This window comes from Infirmifilum lucidum (assembly GCF_014876775.1).
Classification (GTDB): domain Archaea; phylum Thermoproteota; class Thermoprotei; order Thermofilales; family Thermofilaceae; genus Thermofilum; species Thermofilum lucidum.
Window position 1 is genome coordinate 1,474,879 of the sequence record NZ_CP062310.1, and the last position, 14,620, is coordinate 1,489,498.

General features: G+C 57.2%; 14 protein-coding genes and 1 pseudogene. 5 read left to right on the forward strand and 10 right to left on the reverse strand.

The genetic code is table 11. The features are described 5' to 3' along the window. Positions 1-5: 5 nt before the first annotated feature. The 4 genes from IG193_RS08335 to IG193_RS08350 all read right to left on the reverse strand — a co-directional run bounded on the left by IG193_RS08335 (position 6) and on the right by IG193_RS08350 (position 4,589). Positions 6-1,850: an ATP-dependent DNA helicase gene (locus tag IG193_RS08335; protein WP_192818715.1), complete on the reverse strand. Its 1,845-nt coding sequence runs from the start codon at positions 1,848-1,850 to the stop codon at positions 6-8. A 97-nt stretch (positions 1,851-1,947) separates the two neighbouring features. Then, positions 1,948-2,802: an ABC transporter permease gene (locus IG193_RS08340; RefSeq protein WP_192818716.1), complete on the reverse strand. Its 855-nt coding sequence runs from the start codon at positions 2,800-2,802 to the stop codon at positions 1,948-1,950. Beyond that, a complete protein-coding gene (locus IG193_RS08345; protein WP_192818717.1) occupies positions 2,765-3,601 on the reverse strand; it encodes an ABC transporter permease in 837 nt (278 codons plus the stop codon). Before IG193_RS08345 ends, IG193_RS08340 begins: the two co-directional genes overlap by 38 nt. Then, a complete protein-coding gene (locus tag IG193_RS08350; RefSeq protein ID WP_225876087.1) occupies positions 3,585-4,589 on the reverse strand; it encodes an ABC transporter ATP-binding protein in 1,005 nt (334 codons plus the stop codon). The genes IG193_RS08345 and IG193_RS08350 overlap by 17 nt, the downstream gene beginning before the upstream one ends. A gap of 152 nt (positions 4,590-4,741) precedes the next feature. Here IG193_RS08350 and IG193_RS08355 point away from each other — a divergent pair, with 152 nt between their 5' ends. Genes IG193_RS08355 through IG193_RS08365 form a run of 3 tightly spaced genes read left to right on the forward strand, consistent with a single transcriptional unit; the run spans position 4,742 to position 8,209 of the window. Beyond that, entirely contained in the window at positions 4,742-6,310 is a 1,569-nt protein-coding gene (locus IG193_RS08355) for a COG1361 S-layer family protein (RefSeq protein WP_192818718.1), read from the forward strand. Then, positions 6,307-7,485 (forward strand): ABC transporter permease, encoded by a 1,179-nt coding sequence (locus IG193_RS08360; RefSeq protein WP_192818719.1) that lies wholly within the window; start codon positions 6,307-6,309, stop codon positions 7,483-7,485. Before IG193_RS08355 ends, IG193_RS08360 begins: the two co-directional genes overlap by 4 nt. Continuing rightward, a complete protein-coding gene (locus tag IG193_RS08365; RefSeq protein ID WP_192818720.1) occupies positions 7,478-8,209 on the forward strand; it encodes an ABC transporter ATP-binding protein in 732 nt (243 codons plus the stop codon). Before IG193_RS08360 ends, IG193_RS08365 begins: the two co-directional genes overlap by 8 nt. On the opposite strand, the gene IG193_RS08370 is transcribed toward IG193_RS08365, so the two are convergent. Further along, positions 8,206-8,547 (reverse strand): hypothetical protein, encoded by a 342-nt coding sequence (locus IG193_RS08370; RefSeq protein ID WP_192818721.1) that lies wholly within the window; start codon positions 8,545-8,547, stop codon positions 8,206-8,208. The two genes, IG193_RS08365 and IG193_RS08370, sit on opposite strands and share 4 nt — an antisense overlap. Before the next feature lie 75 nt (positions 8,548-8,622). Next, the gene (gene hypD, locus IG193_RS08375) at positions 8,623-9,849 is read right to left on the reverse strand and encodes a hydrogenase formation protein HypD (RefSeq protein WP_192818722.1); all 1,227 of its coding nucleotides are present in this window, start codon (positions 9,847-9,849) and stop codon (positions 8,623-8,625) included. 109 nt (positions 9,850-9,958) lie between these two features. Between hypD and IG193_RS08380 the strand changes: the two genes are divergently transcribed. Next, entirely contained in the window at positions 9,959-11,890 is a 1,932-nt protein-coding gene (locus tag IG193_RS08380; RefSeq protein WP_225876088.1) for a molybdopterin-dependent oxidoreductase, read from the forward strand. On the opposite strand, the gene IG193_RS08385 is transcribed toward IG193_RS08380, so the two are convergent. After that, a complete protein-coding gene (locus IG193_RS08385) occupies positions 11,891-12,184 on the reverse strand; it encodes a ferritin family protein (RefSeq protein ID WP_192818723.1) in 294 nt (97 codons plus the stop codon). Positions 12,185-12,219: 35 nt separating this feature from the next. Continuing rightward, entirely contained in the window at positions 12,220-12,678 is a 459-nt protein-coding gene (locus IG193_RS08390) for an NUDIX hydrolase (RefSeq protein WP_192818724.1), read from the reverse strand. Positions 12,679-12,803: 125 nt separating this feature from the next. On the opposite strand from IG193_RS08390, the gene IG193_RS08395 reads away from it, so the two are divergent. Then, entirely contained in the window at positions 12,804-13,298 is a 495-nt protein-coding gene (locus IG193_RS08395; protein ID WP_192818725.1) for a nitroreductase family protein, read from the forward strand. A gap of 115 nt (positions 13,299-13,413) precedes the next feature. Here IG193_RS08395 and IG193_RS09290 read toward each other — a convergent pair. Continuing rightward, a pseudogene (locus IG193_RS09290) lies at positions 13,414-13,710 on the reverse strand (YkgJ family cysteine cluster protein); the annotation flags it as partial. Positions 13,711-13,713: 3 nt separating this feature from the next. Then, a complete protein-coding gene (locus IG193_RS08400; protein WP_192818726.1) occupies positions 13,714-14,610 on the reverse strand; it encodes a VIT1/CCC1 transporter family protein in 897 nt (298 codons plus the stop codon). Positions 14,611-14,620: the final 10 nt, after the last annotated feature.

Genomic DNA, 14,620 nt, shown 5'->3' on the forward strand with positions numbered 1-14,620 from the left:
ACCACCTACAGTCTTATCCTCTCCCAGGGCGGCTCGATACTGTCTAGGGTGTCGTGGGTAATAGGCTTTGCTAGCTCCCGCACGTAGTCGGGCATAAGGGGCATGTAGTGCTGGTACCGGTAGTCGCCTAGTACGATCACAGCCTGGTCTCTTGGCCCCCTGAGAGCCCTCCCGATGGCCTGCGACGCCTTGCGGATAGCGGGGTAGACGTACGCGTATAGCCTGCCCTTCTCCTCGCCGTACAGTCTCTGGTAGTACTCTATGTAGAGCCTAGTCTTGGTCGTAGGCTTCTCGAAGGGCACGCCGACGAGGAAGACGCACATGAGCTCTTCCCCCGGGTAGTCAGCCCCCTCCGCGAACCTGCCGCCCATTGGCGCTACGAGCAGTCCGCTACCCGTCTCCGCGAGAGACTTGAACCTCTGGAGGGTAGCGTGCGCCTCAACCCCGCTCATCTCGCGCCGCTCGAGGAACACCGTGTAGCCGAGGCTCCTTGCGGTGTCGACCAGGCCTTTCTCCAGGAGCTTGTTCTGTATGCGGTAGCTGGCCGTGAACACTGCCGTGTTGCGCCTAACCCTGCCGAGCGTCTTGGCTATGGCTCTCACATACTTCTCGGCCATCTCGTCGCTGAGCTCCTCCCCTCTAGTTGTGAGATCCCTCACCAGGTACACTGACGCGTTTGTCTCGTCATAGGGGCTTGGGACACTTATAGGGTAGTAGTCCTCTAGACCGACAGTCTCGGCGAAGGCCTCTAGCGGTGTAAGAGTGCCTGACATGAAGATCACTCGTTTGAACGACTTCCAAACTTCAGAAAGTATCTCGCCTGCGCGCATGTCCCAGATACTCAGGTGTAGCCTGCCATTGTTCCTCTCGACGACTAGTGCTATGCCGTCGATGCCCTCAGCTTCCACGGCAGCCTTGAAGAAGCTCGCAAAGTGGTATAGGCTCGATTGCGGCCTCTTCCCCTCTCTAAACCTCTTCTCGCGTATTGCCTCGCCGGATCTGAGTGCGTTCTCGAGGGTATCTTCGAACCCTTGGGGGAGAAGTTCCTCCGGGTCGAAGACCTCGCTCTCCTCCTCCTGGAGCCCTGAGTACTTCTCCTTCACTCGTTCACGCGTGTATCTGACCAGTTCGGCGCTGTCGCTGTCCCCGATTTCTAGCGCCTCACTGTAGGCCCTCTCCATCGTCCCCTCTGTTATGGTGTCTCCACCCAGGTTCAGGTTCTGCAGGTTGTGTGCCTCGTCGACCACGAGTATCGACTCCTTGAAGGGGAACACTGTCCTTATGCTCCAGCTCATCCCCTCGTCCACGACGTAGTTGTAGCTAAGTGCCACTACGTCAGCCACCTTAAGGAGCTCTCGTTGTAGGAAGTAGGGGCAGACCCCCAGAGCGCTGGCCTTCTCGTATACATACGTGTAGGTGAGCGCCCCAGCATCGATGAACGGCTGTAGGTTCACGCCCTCCCTAAGCCTCCTATAGTAGGGGCACCTGTTCTTCTCCCTGCTACAGATGTAGGACACGTCGTCGTAGTCGAGGTTATCGCCAAACCTCCTGGCGAGCAGGCACATGTCCCTCTTCCCCCTGAGGCTCAGGGCAACAAGCTTCACGCCGCTTCTCTCCCTGAACACCCTGAACTCCTCCACGGGCCTATCGGTCTCATTGCCCGTCCTGACAGTCCACACTACCCGTCCACCGCGCTCCAAGAAGGGCAGGAGAGCGTAGATGACGACTGGAGTCTTGCCGAAGCCCGTAGGCGCCTCTAGGACAACGTTCCTCCTCCTCAACTGCTCCCTGATTATCCCCGCGACCTCCAACTGGTGCCTCCTGGGCTTGTACGGGAACCTTGCCTCCATGCCCCAGACTACCCACGTGCGTAGGCTTAAATCTAAAACCCGCGCGTAATAAGTTTTCCATCCAGACGTGCAGGGCGGAGCCCCACGCCAGGCCGGCCTAGTAGTGCGCGAGTTCCCCTGTCCTCTTGAGTCTATGTTCTACGACGCGTATCAGCGTCACGCCCGCTAAGTCCAGTAAGACGGTCATCACTAGAAGTATGCACCACTCTAGGCTAACTGGGAGTAGCGTAGGATACCTCATCGCATGGTATCTGAGGAGCTCTGACACGTACGTGAAGGGGATTAGAAGCGAGACCAACTGTACCGGGCTCGGCAGGCTCGAGACCGGGAAGAAAATGCCGCTTAAGCCTAGCAACACGAACTGCAGTATGTTGTTTAGAGGTCCCACGTTCTTGAACTTCAGTACGAGCGAGCCGTAGACAAGTCCAAAACCCATCGACGTAAATAAACCCACCAGGAGTACTGCGGCGACAAGAGCCACGTCGTGGGCTATCACACTGGTATTGAACAGCAGTACGAAGAACACGTACGTGTAGGCGAGTGTGAGCCCGAGGCTTACAATCCTGGAGGCGAGAAACCTGGAGAAGAGGACAGCCCGGTTAGCGTTCGTTAAGAGTATGTACTCTAGAGTCCCGGTCTGCTGTTCACGCCTTATGGCCATCCCGAAGCCCCAGAGCCCAGCTGAGACTATGTCCCAGAGGATCATAGCCCAGAAAAACATGTTTAGTACAGTAGGGTTACTCCACTGATCCCTCGGCAGGAACATCAATGCTGGGAACAGGAGCAAGACGAGCCAGGCAGGCGTTGCTATAACGTCGGAGACGAGCCAAGCGGAGTACCTGAAGTATATCTTCAGGGCGGCTTTAGCAGTCCAAGTGGCCTCGACGATTAGCGCCCTAAACCCCTTGACAAACCTAGTACTTTGAGAGCTCCCCCCTCCTTTTCGCCTCATCCTCCCACCCCTCGTAGACGGTCTTGCCCAAGAGGAGGTATACTGAGCCGAGAGCAGCCAAAACCAGGATTTTCTGCGTGAAGTCGAGCCCCGAGGCAGTGCCAGTCACGAGGGCTCTTAGGATTTGAGCTGCATGCGACGTTGGGAGGAGGTTTGACACCGCCTGGACAACGGTGGGGAAAACCTCCAACGGGTAGTAGAAGCCTGAGAGCATCGCTACGAAAGCATTTACAGTGTTTGTCACAGCCCACACTTCTTTAAAGCGCATAGTGAGAGCTGCAACAACCATCCCCAACCCTGCTAGCGGGAGTAGCCCGAGGAGTATCACTAGGGACGCCTCAGCACACTCGTAGGGTGTTAGGAGAGACCCCCCTAGCGCGACGGCAAGAGTCAGGTCTAGGGTGAACACGAGTATCAGGAGGATGGACTGTGCAAGGGCATGTAGCAGCCATATCGCGACAGTGCTGTTAGGCGTCAAGTAGTGTAGCTCGAACGTCCCGATCAACTGTTCCTCGCGTATCACACTCGAAGTGTTCTCGACCATAACCATGCTCGCGATCATCAGGACGCCGCCGAGCGTTAGGTATAGGACGGGGCTCTGGACTCCCGTATTTGAAGCAAAGTTGGCTGTATATGATGGGCCTGCAATGGCGTAGCCTATCCCTACGAAGAGGCCCGAGAGCATGAAGGGAAGAGCGAGGATCGTGAACAGACTGCCAACATACCGCGTGAGGAGTTTAGCCTCTTTGGCAAGGATGCCCGTGAAGACCAGGAGTACACTCCTAACTCTCGCCCTCAAGCCTCTCACCCGCGTAGCGCACGAAAACGTCCTCTAACGTAGGCCCCGCAGTTCTGACGCTAAGTATCTTCAAGTTATTGTCAACCAGCACGTCAAGCACACTCTTGAGCCCTGCATCCCCCTCGAATATTACTCTCACAGTTCCCCTCCCAGAAGAAGGGTCGGCTACCTGCGTGGCGTACCCCAGGACGCCCTTAATCTTGCCGAGCAGAGGCAGGGAGTTGTCTCCGCTCAACCCTACTACTTCGATTTCAACAACGTTGTTCGCTGCTATGCTCCTCTTAAGCTCTGATGGACTACCGACGGCCACTATCCTGCCTCTACTCATGATGGCAACCCTATCTGAGAGCATGTCAGCCTCGAACATGTTGTGGGTTGTCAAGAGGATTGCCTTACCCTTCTTTCTCAGCTCGACGATGATTTCCCTGACCTTTCTCGCAGAGTTCGGGTCTAGACCTATAGTCGGCTCGTCTAGGAAGAGTATAGGAGGGTCGTGTAGAAGTGCCCGTGCAATGTTGAGCTTAGACTTCATCCCAGTACTGTACTCCTCCACTAGCCTGTCAGCATCCTCCTCCAAGCCGAGCAAGGCTAGCAACTCGTCAACCCTGTCTTTTGCGTACCCCGGCTCTATGTGGTAGAGGCTTGCGAAATACAACAGGTTTTCGCGCCCACTCAGCTTCCAGTAAAACCCCCTATCGCTGTACAGGCTAACGCCTATACTCTCCCGAACCTTCCTGGCCTCTTTGACTACATTGTAACCGTTTACCCATGCCTCCCCCGCATCTGGGAGCAAGAGCGTACTTAGGATCTTTATTGTAGTGGTCTTGCCCGCGCCGTTTGGCCCAAGTAGGCCGAAAACCTCCCCTGTCCTTACCTCAAACGTCACCCCCTTTAGAGCCTCAATTACTCTCTTCCTACCGCGGAAGAGCGCCGAGCCTTCCCGCGTCATAAACGACTTTCTTAGACCTCTAGCCTCGACAGCGTACACTCCCAGATACCACCTACACCCGAGTTTCTCGAAAACATCGTAGAACCCACTCTTTAGCCTATCGCCCTAGCACCAGGTGATCACACACCTCCAGGGACTACTCTGCCCCCTGCAATAAGCATAAGTACACCCAAGCCCTTGCTTGCAAACAAATGAGGAAGAGTTTAGTTTCCATCGCGGCTATTGCTGTACTCCTACTGGCCACCTACTCCACCCAGCTACTCCAGTCCTCCCCATTAAGCCAGAGAAGCGGGGACGTCTACGTGTTCAACTTGGAGTCCGTCGCTGTGTCGGGCGGCCCTGGATCAGTGAGGACTATAACTCTCTCCCTTTCCTACTACGGGAGGTATACTCTCCTCGGCTCGGCTGTCTCACTGCAGCCCCAGTGTAACGCGACGGTTCTGTCGGATCAGCCTGTCCAGCTCGGCTCCTGGAGGCCTGGCACTGTTAAAGTTGCCTCGTTTACGGTAGACACGAGTAAGGCTACGGTTCGTTGCCCCGTAGAGCTCGTAGTCTCGTGGAGTGACAGTTGGGACGACGCGTACGGCATGAACACCCAGTTGAGCGGCTCTTCTACACTAAAAGCTACAGTTACGGCTTGCTGGTTCGAAGACTTGCGAGTAGGCGTCGTCCCGCAGATAGTATACGTGGACTCTGTCAACAGTGTACTCCTCGACGTGCTGAACAGTGGATCCTCGAGCATGAGGGAGGTCACGATTATAGTCTCGGGCCAGGGCGCTACCCTCATAAACGCATCCCTGCCTCTATCGTACCAGCTACGAGAGATCCCGCCCGGGAAACGCTTCACAGCAGCTCTCCAACTCGTACCCCAGTCGAGCTTCCCGTCGCTCGCAGTCACAGTGTCTTACGTCGACTGTGCCGGGAACTTCAAAACAGTGTCATACAACGTACCGATGTACGCGAGTCCTGGTCAGAGCATAGTAGTTGTCCCCGACCCCGCCACGGTTGTCGCGGGAACCCGTAGCGAGGTGGCCCTCAAAGTAGTCAACGTTGGGAGTGTCGAGGCCAAGAATTTACGGGTCGTCTTGAACTTGCAGGCTAGCCCCCTGGCTATCAACCCCGCAGTCATAGACTCTGGAGACCTGAAGCCAGGTGATGTTAAGACTTTCACAGTACACGTAGATGTACCCAGCACGGCTTCAGCCAGCACGCTTGTCTCCTACCAGACCATCTACTACATACCGGGCAGCGGCCCTACCTTTACGCAAGGCTCTTTCACTCTCTTCATCCTGCAGCGCTCGAGCCTATCGATAACGTCGATAGAGGTCGTCCCGAGCAGGGCTACGGTGGACTCCAACGTAGTGTTCGCCGTTAACTTAATCAACGACGGGACATACCCGGTCTACGCTGTCAACGTCACGGCGTACCCCCCAGAGGGGCTTACTCCCGCAAGGTCTCCCTCCACGTTTCTGGGCCAGTTAAACCCCCAAGTACTCACCAGCATACCGTTCACGTTCAAGGCGGCAAGGGAGGGTAGCTACGAGGTAAAGTTTAGGGCAACGTATAGAGATGCCTACGGCAATACAGCGTACGTGGAGAGAACAGCTGTCGTCGAAGTAATCCCTGCCTCGCCCGAAACTCTGAAGAGTAGATCCTACATTCCTGGGGGAGTTTTCCTGTGGGTCGCTGTACTAGCTCTACTGGCCGCAGGGGGGTACTACTTCTACAGGAAGACCCGCAGTAGGGGTGCCGGCGGGTGAACCCCTCTGACTACCTCTACCTCGCCCTGACTAGTATAAAGGAGAAGCGCGGGAGAGCTATTGGGGCAATCATCGGCGTCATGATAGCCGTCGTCGCACTCAGCGCTGCTCTGGGCATAGGCGAGAGCTTCCAGGAGAACTTCGTGGAAGAGCTGCAAAGGACGATAGCGGCTAACAGCATTATAGTGACGGGCGGGTATGCCGGGGGCTTCACAGACGCGGATATAGCGTACTTCAAGAAGGTGCCGGGCGTAAGGGACGCCTTCGGGATAGCGACGGCAACGGGGACTGTTATAACAGCGGGGGGCGAGCAACCCGTAACCATCGTGGCTATAGACCCCCAGCACCTGCCAGTCTACCTGGGCGTGTCCGACATGAGCCGAGCAGTAGAGGAGGGGTCGCTGAGGCCGAGCGGGCTTGGTGTCCTCGTGTCGAACAGCCTCTGGAGGGATCCTAGTACTGGGCAGAAGCTCCTAGACCTGGGCTCCCCCCTTATAGTCCGCGTGCGCTCGAAAGACGTCACGTTGGTTGTGGTAGGGCTCATGAGGCAGACCTCCACCATAATGGGCGGCCACGCTGTGACAAACCAGATATACATGGATAGTTCTACTTACTTCACTTACATCTCGAACTCGAGGAGCTACAGCGGAGTAATCATACTCGTGTCTGACTTGAAGAGGCTAGACGATATAGTGAGCGAAGTAAGGGCTCTCGCACCGCCAGGCTCCAACGTCATATCTGCAGCGGCCATGGTTAGGCAGTTTACATCACTAGTAAACGCACTCCAGATGTTTATAGCACTGATCTCTGCTGTAGGTATAGGGGTTACAGCGCTCTGGATATTCGACAGCACGACTATAAGCGTTGTCCAGAGAACCAAGGAGATCGGCATACTTAAGGCACTAGGGTACACTAGTAGAGACGTACTGTTGATATTCCTGCTGGAGGTAGTTATAGTCTCTGCCATAGGCATAGCCGGTGGGGTTCTAATATCTCTCGTACTATCCCTACTGGTGAAAATACCCATGTTTACGTTCGAGATAGGGCTGACGCTCGCCCCCCACGTCTTGGCAGTATCGTCTCTACTCCCACTGGCCATGAACGTCCTGGCCGCATACATCCCGTCCAGGAGGGGTTCGTCCTTAAACCCCGTCGAGGCGCTCAGGTATGAGTGAGATAATAAGGCTCGAGAACGTCTGGAAGATATACAACGGGTCGGCAGGGCAAGTTGTGGCTGTTAGAGGAGTCACCATGAACGTGAAGCAGGGGGAGTTCTTCGCAATAGTAGGCCCGAGCGGTAGCGGCAAAACTACAATGTTGCACCTGATGGGTGGTCTAGACAGGCCGACAAGGGGGAGTATCGTTGTAGCTGGGGTAGAAATCACGTCCCTGAGGAGTGACGCGGAGTTGAGCAGGTATAGGAACGAGACAGTGGGCTTCGTCTTCCAGCTCTTCTACCTCGTCCCGAGGCTCAGAGTCGTGGAGAACGTCGAGCTCCCGCTGATTAAGAGGGGGATCCCCAGAGAGGCCAGGAGGAAAATGGCCCTAGAGGCGCTCCGAATGGTCGGCTTGGAGGGCGTGGAGAACAAGTACCCTAACCAGCTGAGCGGGGGCGAGCAACAGAGGGTAGCCATAGCAAGAGCTATAGTGGCAAGGCCTAAGGTTTTGCTCGCAGACGAGCCAACGGGGAACCTCGACGCCGCAAACTCGCAGGCGGTAATAGAGCTCTTCAAGAAGCTAGACAGAGAGAAGGGGATAACGATAGTCATGGTTACCCACAACTTAGAGCTAATCTGGCACTGCAACAGGGTTGCCAGGATGCACAGCGGGTCGATAGTAGACATCTACACTCCCGACAGGTACGGCGAGCTCATCGCGAGCTTTGTTAAGAGGAGCTAGGACAGAAACCTCTCGAGCCCCCCTCTCGTGCGGGAAGCTAGCCCTGCCCGTATCCTGTCCACCAGCTCCTCCCAGGATAGATCCCCAGTTATCGCCCAGCGGGCAACCAGGCTTGTATACGCCTTTAGGGCTGAGAGGAACGTCGGCCAGGAGAAGCCCATCTTCTTGAGCTCCCCGCCCCACTCGCCCCAGAGGTACCTCGCCAGGAGGTTCCCACTCCACACTGCTGCGCGCTCAGACCCTGATCCGAGTTGCCCGGAAAGAACCTCGTAGAGCTCGCGTATCCGCTTTCTGACCTCGAGGGGCTCAGGGGGCGTCTCGAGAGCCAACCCAGACACTCTCAATGTACTCTACGCAACCCACGTAATAAGCGTTTAGCAAGTACTTCAAGCCGTGGTGGAGAGGGCTCGCGCTCACTTTAGTCCGAGCTCGCGGGCTATCTCGTCCGCGACCCCGCCGCCCCCAAACCTGGCCCATACAGCACATGTCCCCTCGAGGGATACCATGCACGGGCCGTAGGGCTTCTCGGGCGTGCACTTCTTGAGAAACATCGGGCAGTCAGTGGGCTTGGCCTTGCCCAGGGTGACCTCAGCACAGCGGCAGCCCGGCGGCGTGTCTTTCCTCCAGTCCTCGGGCTTGAGCTCCTGTACGCCGAACTGCTTGAACGCGTCTATGTCCGAGAAAGAATCCCTGAGCCTCAACCCGCTCAGCGGCAGGAAGCCTATCCCGCGCCACGCGTCGTCCACGGCGTAGAAAGCCTTGTGTATCATCGCCTGTGCCTTGAGGTCGCCATCCCAGCTTACTGCCCGCGTGTACTCAATCCTAACTCCGGCCTCTCTCGCCACGAGCTGCCTGAGAACCTCGGCTATCGATGCGAGGACGTCTATCGGCTCAAACCCGGACACCACGACGGGGATGGAGTAGTTCTCGGCGACGGGCTCCCAGGCCTTAGCGCCCGTTATAGTGGATACGTGCCCGGGGGCAATTACGCCCATGACTGGCGGCTCCGGAGGCTTCTCGCGGAGGACGTCGAGTGCGTGGAACATAGCCGGCGGCGTGAGCTTGACAAGGCTCATTAGCTTGAGGTTCCCGGGGACGTGCCCGCTCAGCACTGCCTGGGCGTAGCCGGGAGCGACTGTCTCGAAGCCTATCCCCAGGAACACAGAGTCCCTGCCGTGCCTCCTGGCGTCCCTTATCGCGTCGAGGAGCCCTGTAACCATCTTCACGTCTCCTCCAATCGTCCTCGCCTCCTCGAGCGAGTACACGCCCTTGACATCGTTTATCGTCCTCAGCTTGAAGGTGTCACCGTAGGTGTACACTCTCACGCCGTCTAGCGCCAGCCTGATAGCCTCCTCGATGTAGCGAGACGGCGTGACGCACACGGGGCACCCCGGCCCGGCTACTAGCTCGAGCCCCTCTGGCATGAGGCTGCGCAGGCCGAAGTGGACGATAGTCCACTCGTGAGTCCCGCAGAAGTCCATTATCTTCAGCCTATCCATGCCGAGTACCCTCCTCACCTCTGAGAAGCGCAAGTGTATGATGTCTACAATCCTCTTGGCCAGTTGCTCGTTCCTCCTAAAAGACTCCTCGAGGAGCTGGGTCTTGCCTATGAGCTCCGCTGTACTAGATATAGCCGCCATGCAGAGATACAAGCGTGTCCGGGTTATTATACTCATCTGACCCCCTCCGCTGGGCTCAGGACTCGCCGTGCAGGTAAGTTTTTTAGCCAGGCCACCGGGCGTAAAAGGAGTGGGCTCCAGCAGGACAGTCACAGTGTCCTGTCCCAGGGACTGCTACGACACCTGCTTCATAGACGTCGACCTGGACACGCTAACGCCTAGAGCCAGTAGCCTAAACCCGATAACTCAAGGCTTCCTCTGCCCGCGCGGCAGGGGCGATAAGGCTAGAGTCTTCTCGAAGGAGAGAGTGCTCTACCCCCACGTAAGGCCCGAGGGCAAGAACTCGAGCTTCAGGCGCGTCACGTGGGACGAGGCGCTCGAAGTAGTGGCCAAGAGACTAGAGCAGGTCATCAAAGAGTACGGGCCCGGGAGTGTCCTCCACGTTGAGTACGCGGGGCACATGGGCTTGTTGACGTGGTACTACCCCCAGAGGCTGTGGAACAGGATAGGTGCAGCCAGGACAGACTACAGCATATGCAGCAAGAGCGGGCACGAAGCAATATCGCTGCACTACGGGTTGAGTTATGGCAGGCAGCCCGAAGACATAGCCGAGTCCAGGCTCCTGGTGTTCTGGGGCTTTAACGCTGCCGTGAGCGCTGTACACCTCTGGCGACTGGCACTAGAGGCGCAGAGTAAAGGGGCCAAGATCGTAGCCGTCGACCCCAGGATGTCGGAGACGGCTAAGAGGAGCGACCTATGGGTGCAGCCGAGGCCCGGTACAGACGTAGCCCTGGCCTATGGAGTAGCCCGGGAGATAATCGAGTCCGGCTTTGCAGACTTGGAGTTCTTGTCGAAGTACACGCTCGGCTTCGAGGCCTTCAGAGAAGAGGCCCTAAAGTGGACCCCGGAGAGAGTAGAACGGGTTACAGGCGTCCGGGCAGCCGATGTTAAGAGCCTGGCCGAGGCGTACGGCACGCTAAAGCCAAGCATAACTTTCATAGGGTTTGGGGTTCAGAAGAGCAGGAACGGAGCCGAGACCACCAGGGCAGTCTCCCTGCTCCCGGCACTCGTGGGGGTTCATAGGGGTTTCTACTACTCGAACAGCAGGGGCTTCTACGTGAGAGTAGACAGGCTGACTCTAGAGGACAAGTACAAGCCGTCAAGGGTAGTCAGCCAAGTCGCGCTCGCAGACCTCGTCGAGAGGGGCGAGTTCAAGTTCGTGTACGTCTACAACTCCAACCCGGTGCTCACGCTCCCCAGAGCAGACAAGCTCGTAAGAGGGCTTACCCGGCAGGACGTCTTCCTCGTAGTCCACGAAACCCACTGGACTGAGACAGCGAGGCTCGCGGACGTGGTACTACCCGCGCCGACGTTCTACGAGAAGGAGGACGTAGTCATACCCTATAGCCACAGCTACGTCATCTACTCCCGCAGAGTAATCCAGCCGCTCGGCGAGTCGCGAGATGAGGTCTGGCTCACCTGTAGGCTCGCCGAGAAGCTAGGTGTAGGAGACGTCTGTGCGGATCCCCTTGAAGCTCTAAAAGAGGCCCTAGAAGGGGCTCTCGAGGGAAGCTTTGAAGACCTCCTGGAAGGCAAGGTTCTCAGGCTAAAGTACAGGCCCCTCGGAGAGTACCAGACGCCGAGTGGGAGGATAGAGTTCTACTCAACGACAGCCGCCGAGCGGGGCATGAGCCCCCTCCCAGTACACAGGGAGCCCGACAAGGGCTTCATACTCCTCAACACAGCTCACTCGCTCTACACTCACACGCAGTTCCGCGACGTGTACGGCGAGATACCCCCCGTAGTCTACGTGAACCCCGATGACGCCAAGGATATGGGCTTGGCGGAGGGCGACACTGTTGAAGTCTACAACGAGAACGGCTCAGTTGAGCTAAGAGTCCGCATAACTAGCGATGTCCCGAGAGGCGTCTTGTGGTCCCCTAGGGAGCTCGTAGGGCTTAACGGAGTCCCCCAAAACGCGCTGGTTAGCACCGAGACGCAGGCTATAGGGGGAGGCCCAGTATTCAACTCTACAACAGTGAGTCTGAGAAAGAAAAAATAGTTACTTTTCCCCGGAGAGCTCTTTAACCTCCTTCTCCCCTTTCTCGAGCTCTTTAACCTGCTCGGGGTCTAGTTTCTTGAGGAGGGACAGGAACTCGCCGACGTGGGTCTTCTCCTCCTTAGCCACGTCCAGGAAAACCTTCTTGACCAGGGGGTCGTCTGACGCACTTGCGAGTTGCTCGTAGAGGTTTATGGCGTCTAGCTCCGCTATAATGGCAAGCCTCAAAGCCTGGGCGAGTTCCTCCTTTGAGAAAACCTTCCTAGCGGGTAGCTCGACAGGATTCTTTGCCAGCATCACTAAATACTTTTCAACATACTATTTAACACTTTTCAGCCAAAAATAGGGACGTACCTTAGACCGTTACGCATCACGTTTTCAACAATCATCTTAGTAGACCTGGCAACGTCGCTCCTCCCGACGACTTCCCTCATCTCGAACCACCCAATGTCTACGGCATCGCCGCCCGGCCTGAGCTCCCCCGAGAGCCCTGAAGAGTCGAAAGCCACGGCGACCAAGACGTAGTGGAACCTAACACCCCCACCCTCCCGGACGATGATGTCGGCCACACCCGCGACGCCGAGCACGGGGGCCGAGAGACCCGTCTCCTCCAGGAGCTCCCTAGTAGCGGCCTCGGCGACACTCTCGCCAGCTTCTACGGCACCGCCAGGCAGGGCCCAGAGGCCAGCACCGGGCTGGCCGCCCCTCTTAACCAGTAGAATCCGCCCGTTGCGTATGACTAGGGCGCTTACGCCAGCGATGGCATAAGTAGGGAACTCGCGCCCAGACATCAAGGACTGTATACGGGAGACCAGGGTATATAAGGCTCTGCCAGGGCTAGGGGAGCTGCAAGTCCGGAAGCACTTTCAAACTGGGACATGGATTAAATCTATATGTCTTTATTCGAGTTATTTGTATGCACGATTGCAGAGAGTTCCTCCTCTCGCGTAGGAGTGTCAGGAAGTTCTCGCAGGAACCTGTACCAGAGGAGCTCGTCGAGAAGGCACTCGACATCGCGCGTTTCGCCCCCAGCGCGCACAACCGGCAGCCCTGGAAGTTCTACGTGGTCAGTGATAAGGCCAAGCTTGCAGAGCTAGCGAAGATACACAGGTGGTCTAAGCCCATAGAGGGCGCCCAGCTCGCAATAGTAGTGTTCTCGGATTCTTCGGTCTCCCCCGAGTCCCACGTCGTAGACGGCTCTATCGCGGCAACCTACCTGTGGCTAGCCCTTCACTGCGTAGGCCTGGCTACGGTCTGGGTATACACTCTTAACGCTGTCCAGGAGATCCGCCGGATCCTGGGGGCGCCTGACAACCTCTACCCGATAGCCATTTTCCCGGTTGGCTTCCCAGCGGAGAAGCCTCCACAGAGGCCGAGGAAAAGCCTGGACGAGCTTGTAGTGAGGGTCTAGGCTCTCGCCTGGGGCTCCAGTCTTTCTCAAGCATCTCGGGGAACTTCTCGACGAGTGACGCGCACTTGACGAGCACGTCAAGGGGTATCGTGCCAGCTTTAGGGCACTTAGGGTCGGCGTAGACCCACTTCCCCCTCGAGTATACGAGTGGGTAGAGCCTGCACGCCAGAGGCCTGTCCTCGTACACTTTACAGGCACCCGTAGATCTGTCCAGGAACATGCACGCGTTATCGGCGGTCTTGAGTACAGGCACGCCGTAGACCCACGTGATGTAACCCCTCGATGTCCCCCCCAGGCGCCTCTTGAGCCTCTCGACGTCCTCCTTTAGCAGCGGCACGATGGGGTTTTCTGTGCAGCACCTCGCGCAGAACCCGGCTCTGCCCCGGCAGTCTACTCTCACTTCGCAGCTCATGCCTTAGACGGCTATCCCGGTGAGCTTCTTCACGAGCTCGCCGAATAAGTAGCCTATGACCACGACCAGGAATATTACGCCGACGTTCTCCAGGTAGTCTCGAGCGAACGCCCTGTCCATCACGACGGAGCTGTAGAACGAGAAGAAGGCTAGGACTATGAATGCCAGCACGAGCGATGCCGTCAGCGCCTTGAGTATCGGCAGGCCGAGCAGGAACGGTGCAGTCAGGAGGATCACGGTCAACATGTACATGACCCCGGTCACTGCTGCGGTCGCGCCCGGGGCTTTCCCTTTCTCCTGCTTCGACTGGAGGTAGGCGGCAGCCGCCATGGACATGCTCGCGCTCACGCCTACTATGAGCCCGGCAATCCCCGTGTATACCGAGGAGGAAGTGTACCCGAGGAAGCCCGCGTGGACGCCTGAGAGCTCGATTATAGCGTCGCTCATCCCGAGGGCTATTGCACCCAAGTGTCTCACTGCGAACTCTTCGATCTGGTCTGCGAGGGCGCTTTCGTGTTCTTTCTCGTCCTCGATTATTCTCTTGAGCTCTGCGGAGTCCTCCCCGCTTAGAGCCCCAGACTCTAGAATCTCGGTGTACTCCGCTACTACGCTCTTCTCGTGCCTCTCCAGGAACTTTATTGTGAACACTTTACCGAGGATCCTAGAGGATAGCATGAAGAGCCTGAGCCTGAGCTCGTCCCTAGGGTTCAACTCGGCGTCCCCGCAGAACTTCTTCCAGAACTCGTAGTGCATGTACTCCTGCTCAGCCATCCTGAGTAGGACAGCCCTGTTTTTAGGGTCGCGCTCGCGCTCAGCCATGGCACGGTAGAGCCTTGAATCGAAGAGCTCGTCCAGGGCGTAGACCCTAGCTTTCTCCGCTAGGCCTGCCTGCGGCTCCATATGGCACCTG

Excerpts from the sequence above, each read along its gene's own strand:
- hypD (WP_192818722.1), bottom strand. The coding sequence starts at position 9,849 with ATGGCGGCTATATCTAGTACAGCGGAGCTCATAGGCAAGACCCAGCTC.
- IG193_RS08390 (WP_192818724.1), bottom strand. The coding sequence starts at position 12,678 with ATGTCTGGGCGCGAGTTCCCTACTTATGCCATCGCTGGCGTAAGCGCC.
- IG193_RS08385 (WP_192818723.1), bottom strand. The coding sequence starts at position 12,184 with ATGCTGGCAAAGAATCCTGTCGAGCTACCCGCTAGGAAGGTTTTCTCA.
- IG193_RS08395 (WP_192818725.1), top strand. The coding sequence starts at position 12,804 with ATGCACGATTGCAGAGAGTTCCTCCTCTCGCGTAGGAGTGTCAGGAAG.
- IG193_RS08400 (WP_192818726.1), bottom strand. The coding sequence starts at position 14,610 with ATGGAGCCGCAGGCAGGCCTAGCGGAGAAAGCTAGGGTCTACGCCCTG.
- IG193_RS08340 (WP_192818716.1), bottom strand. The coding sequence starts at position 2,802 with ATGAGGCGAAAAGGAGGGGGGAGCTCTCAAAGTACTAGGTTTGTCAAG.
- IG193_RS08335 (WP_192818715.1), bottom strand. The coding sequence starts at position 1,850 with ATGGAGGCAAGGTTCCCGTACAAGCCCAGGAGGCACCAGTTGGAGGTC.
- IG193_RS08365 (WP_192818720.1), top strand. The coding sequence starts at position 7,478 with ATGAGTGAGATAATAAGGCTCGAGAACGTCTGGAAGATATACAACGGG.
- IG193_RS08355 (WP_192818718.1), top strand. The coding sequence starts at position 4,742 with ATGAGGAAGAGTTTAGTTTCCATCGCGGCTATTGCTGTACTCCTACTG.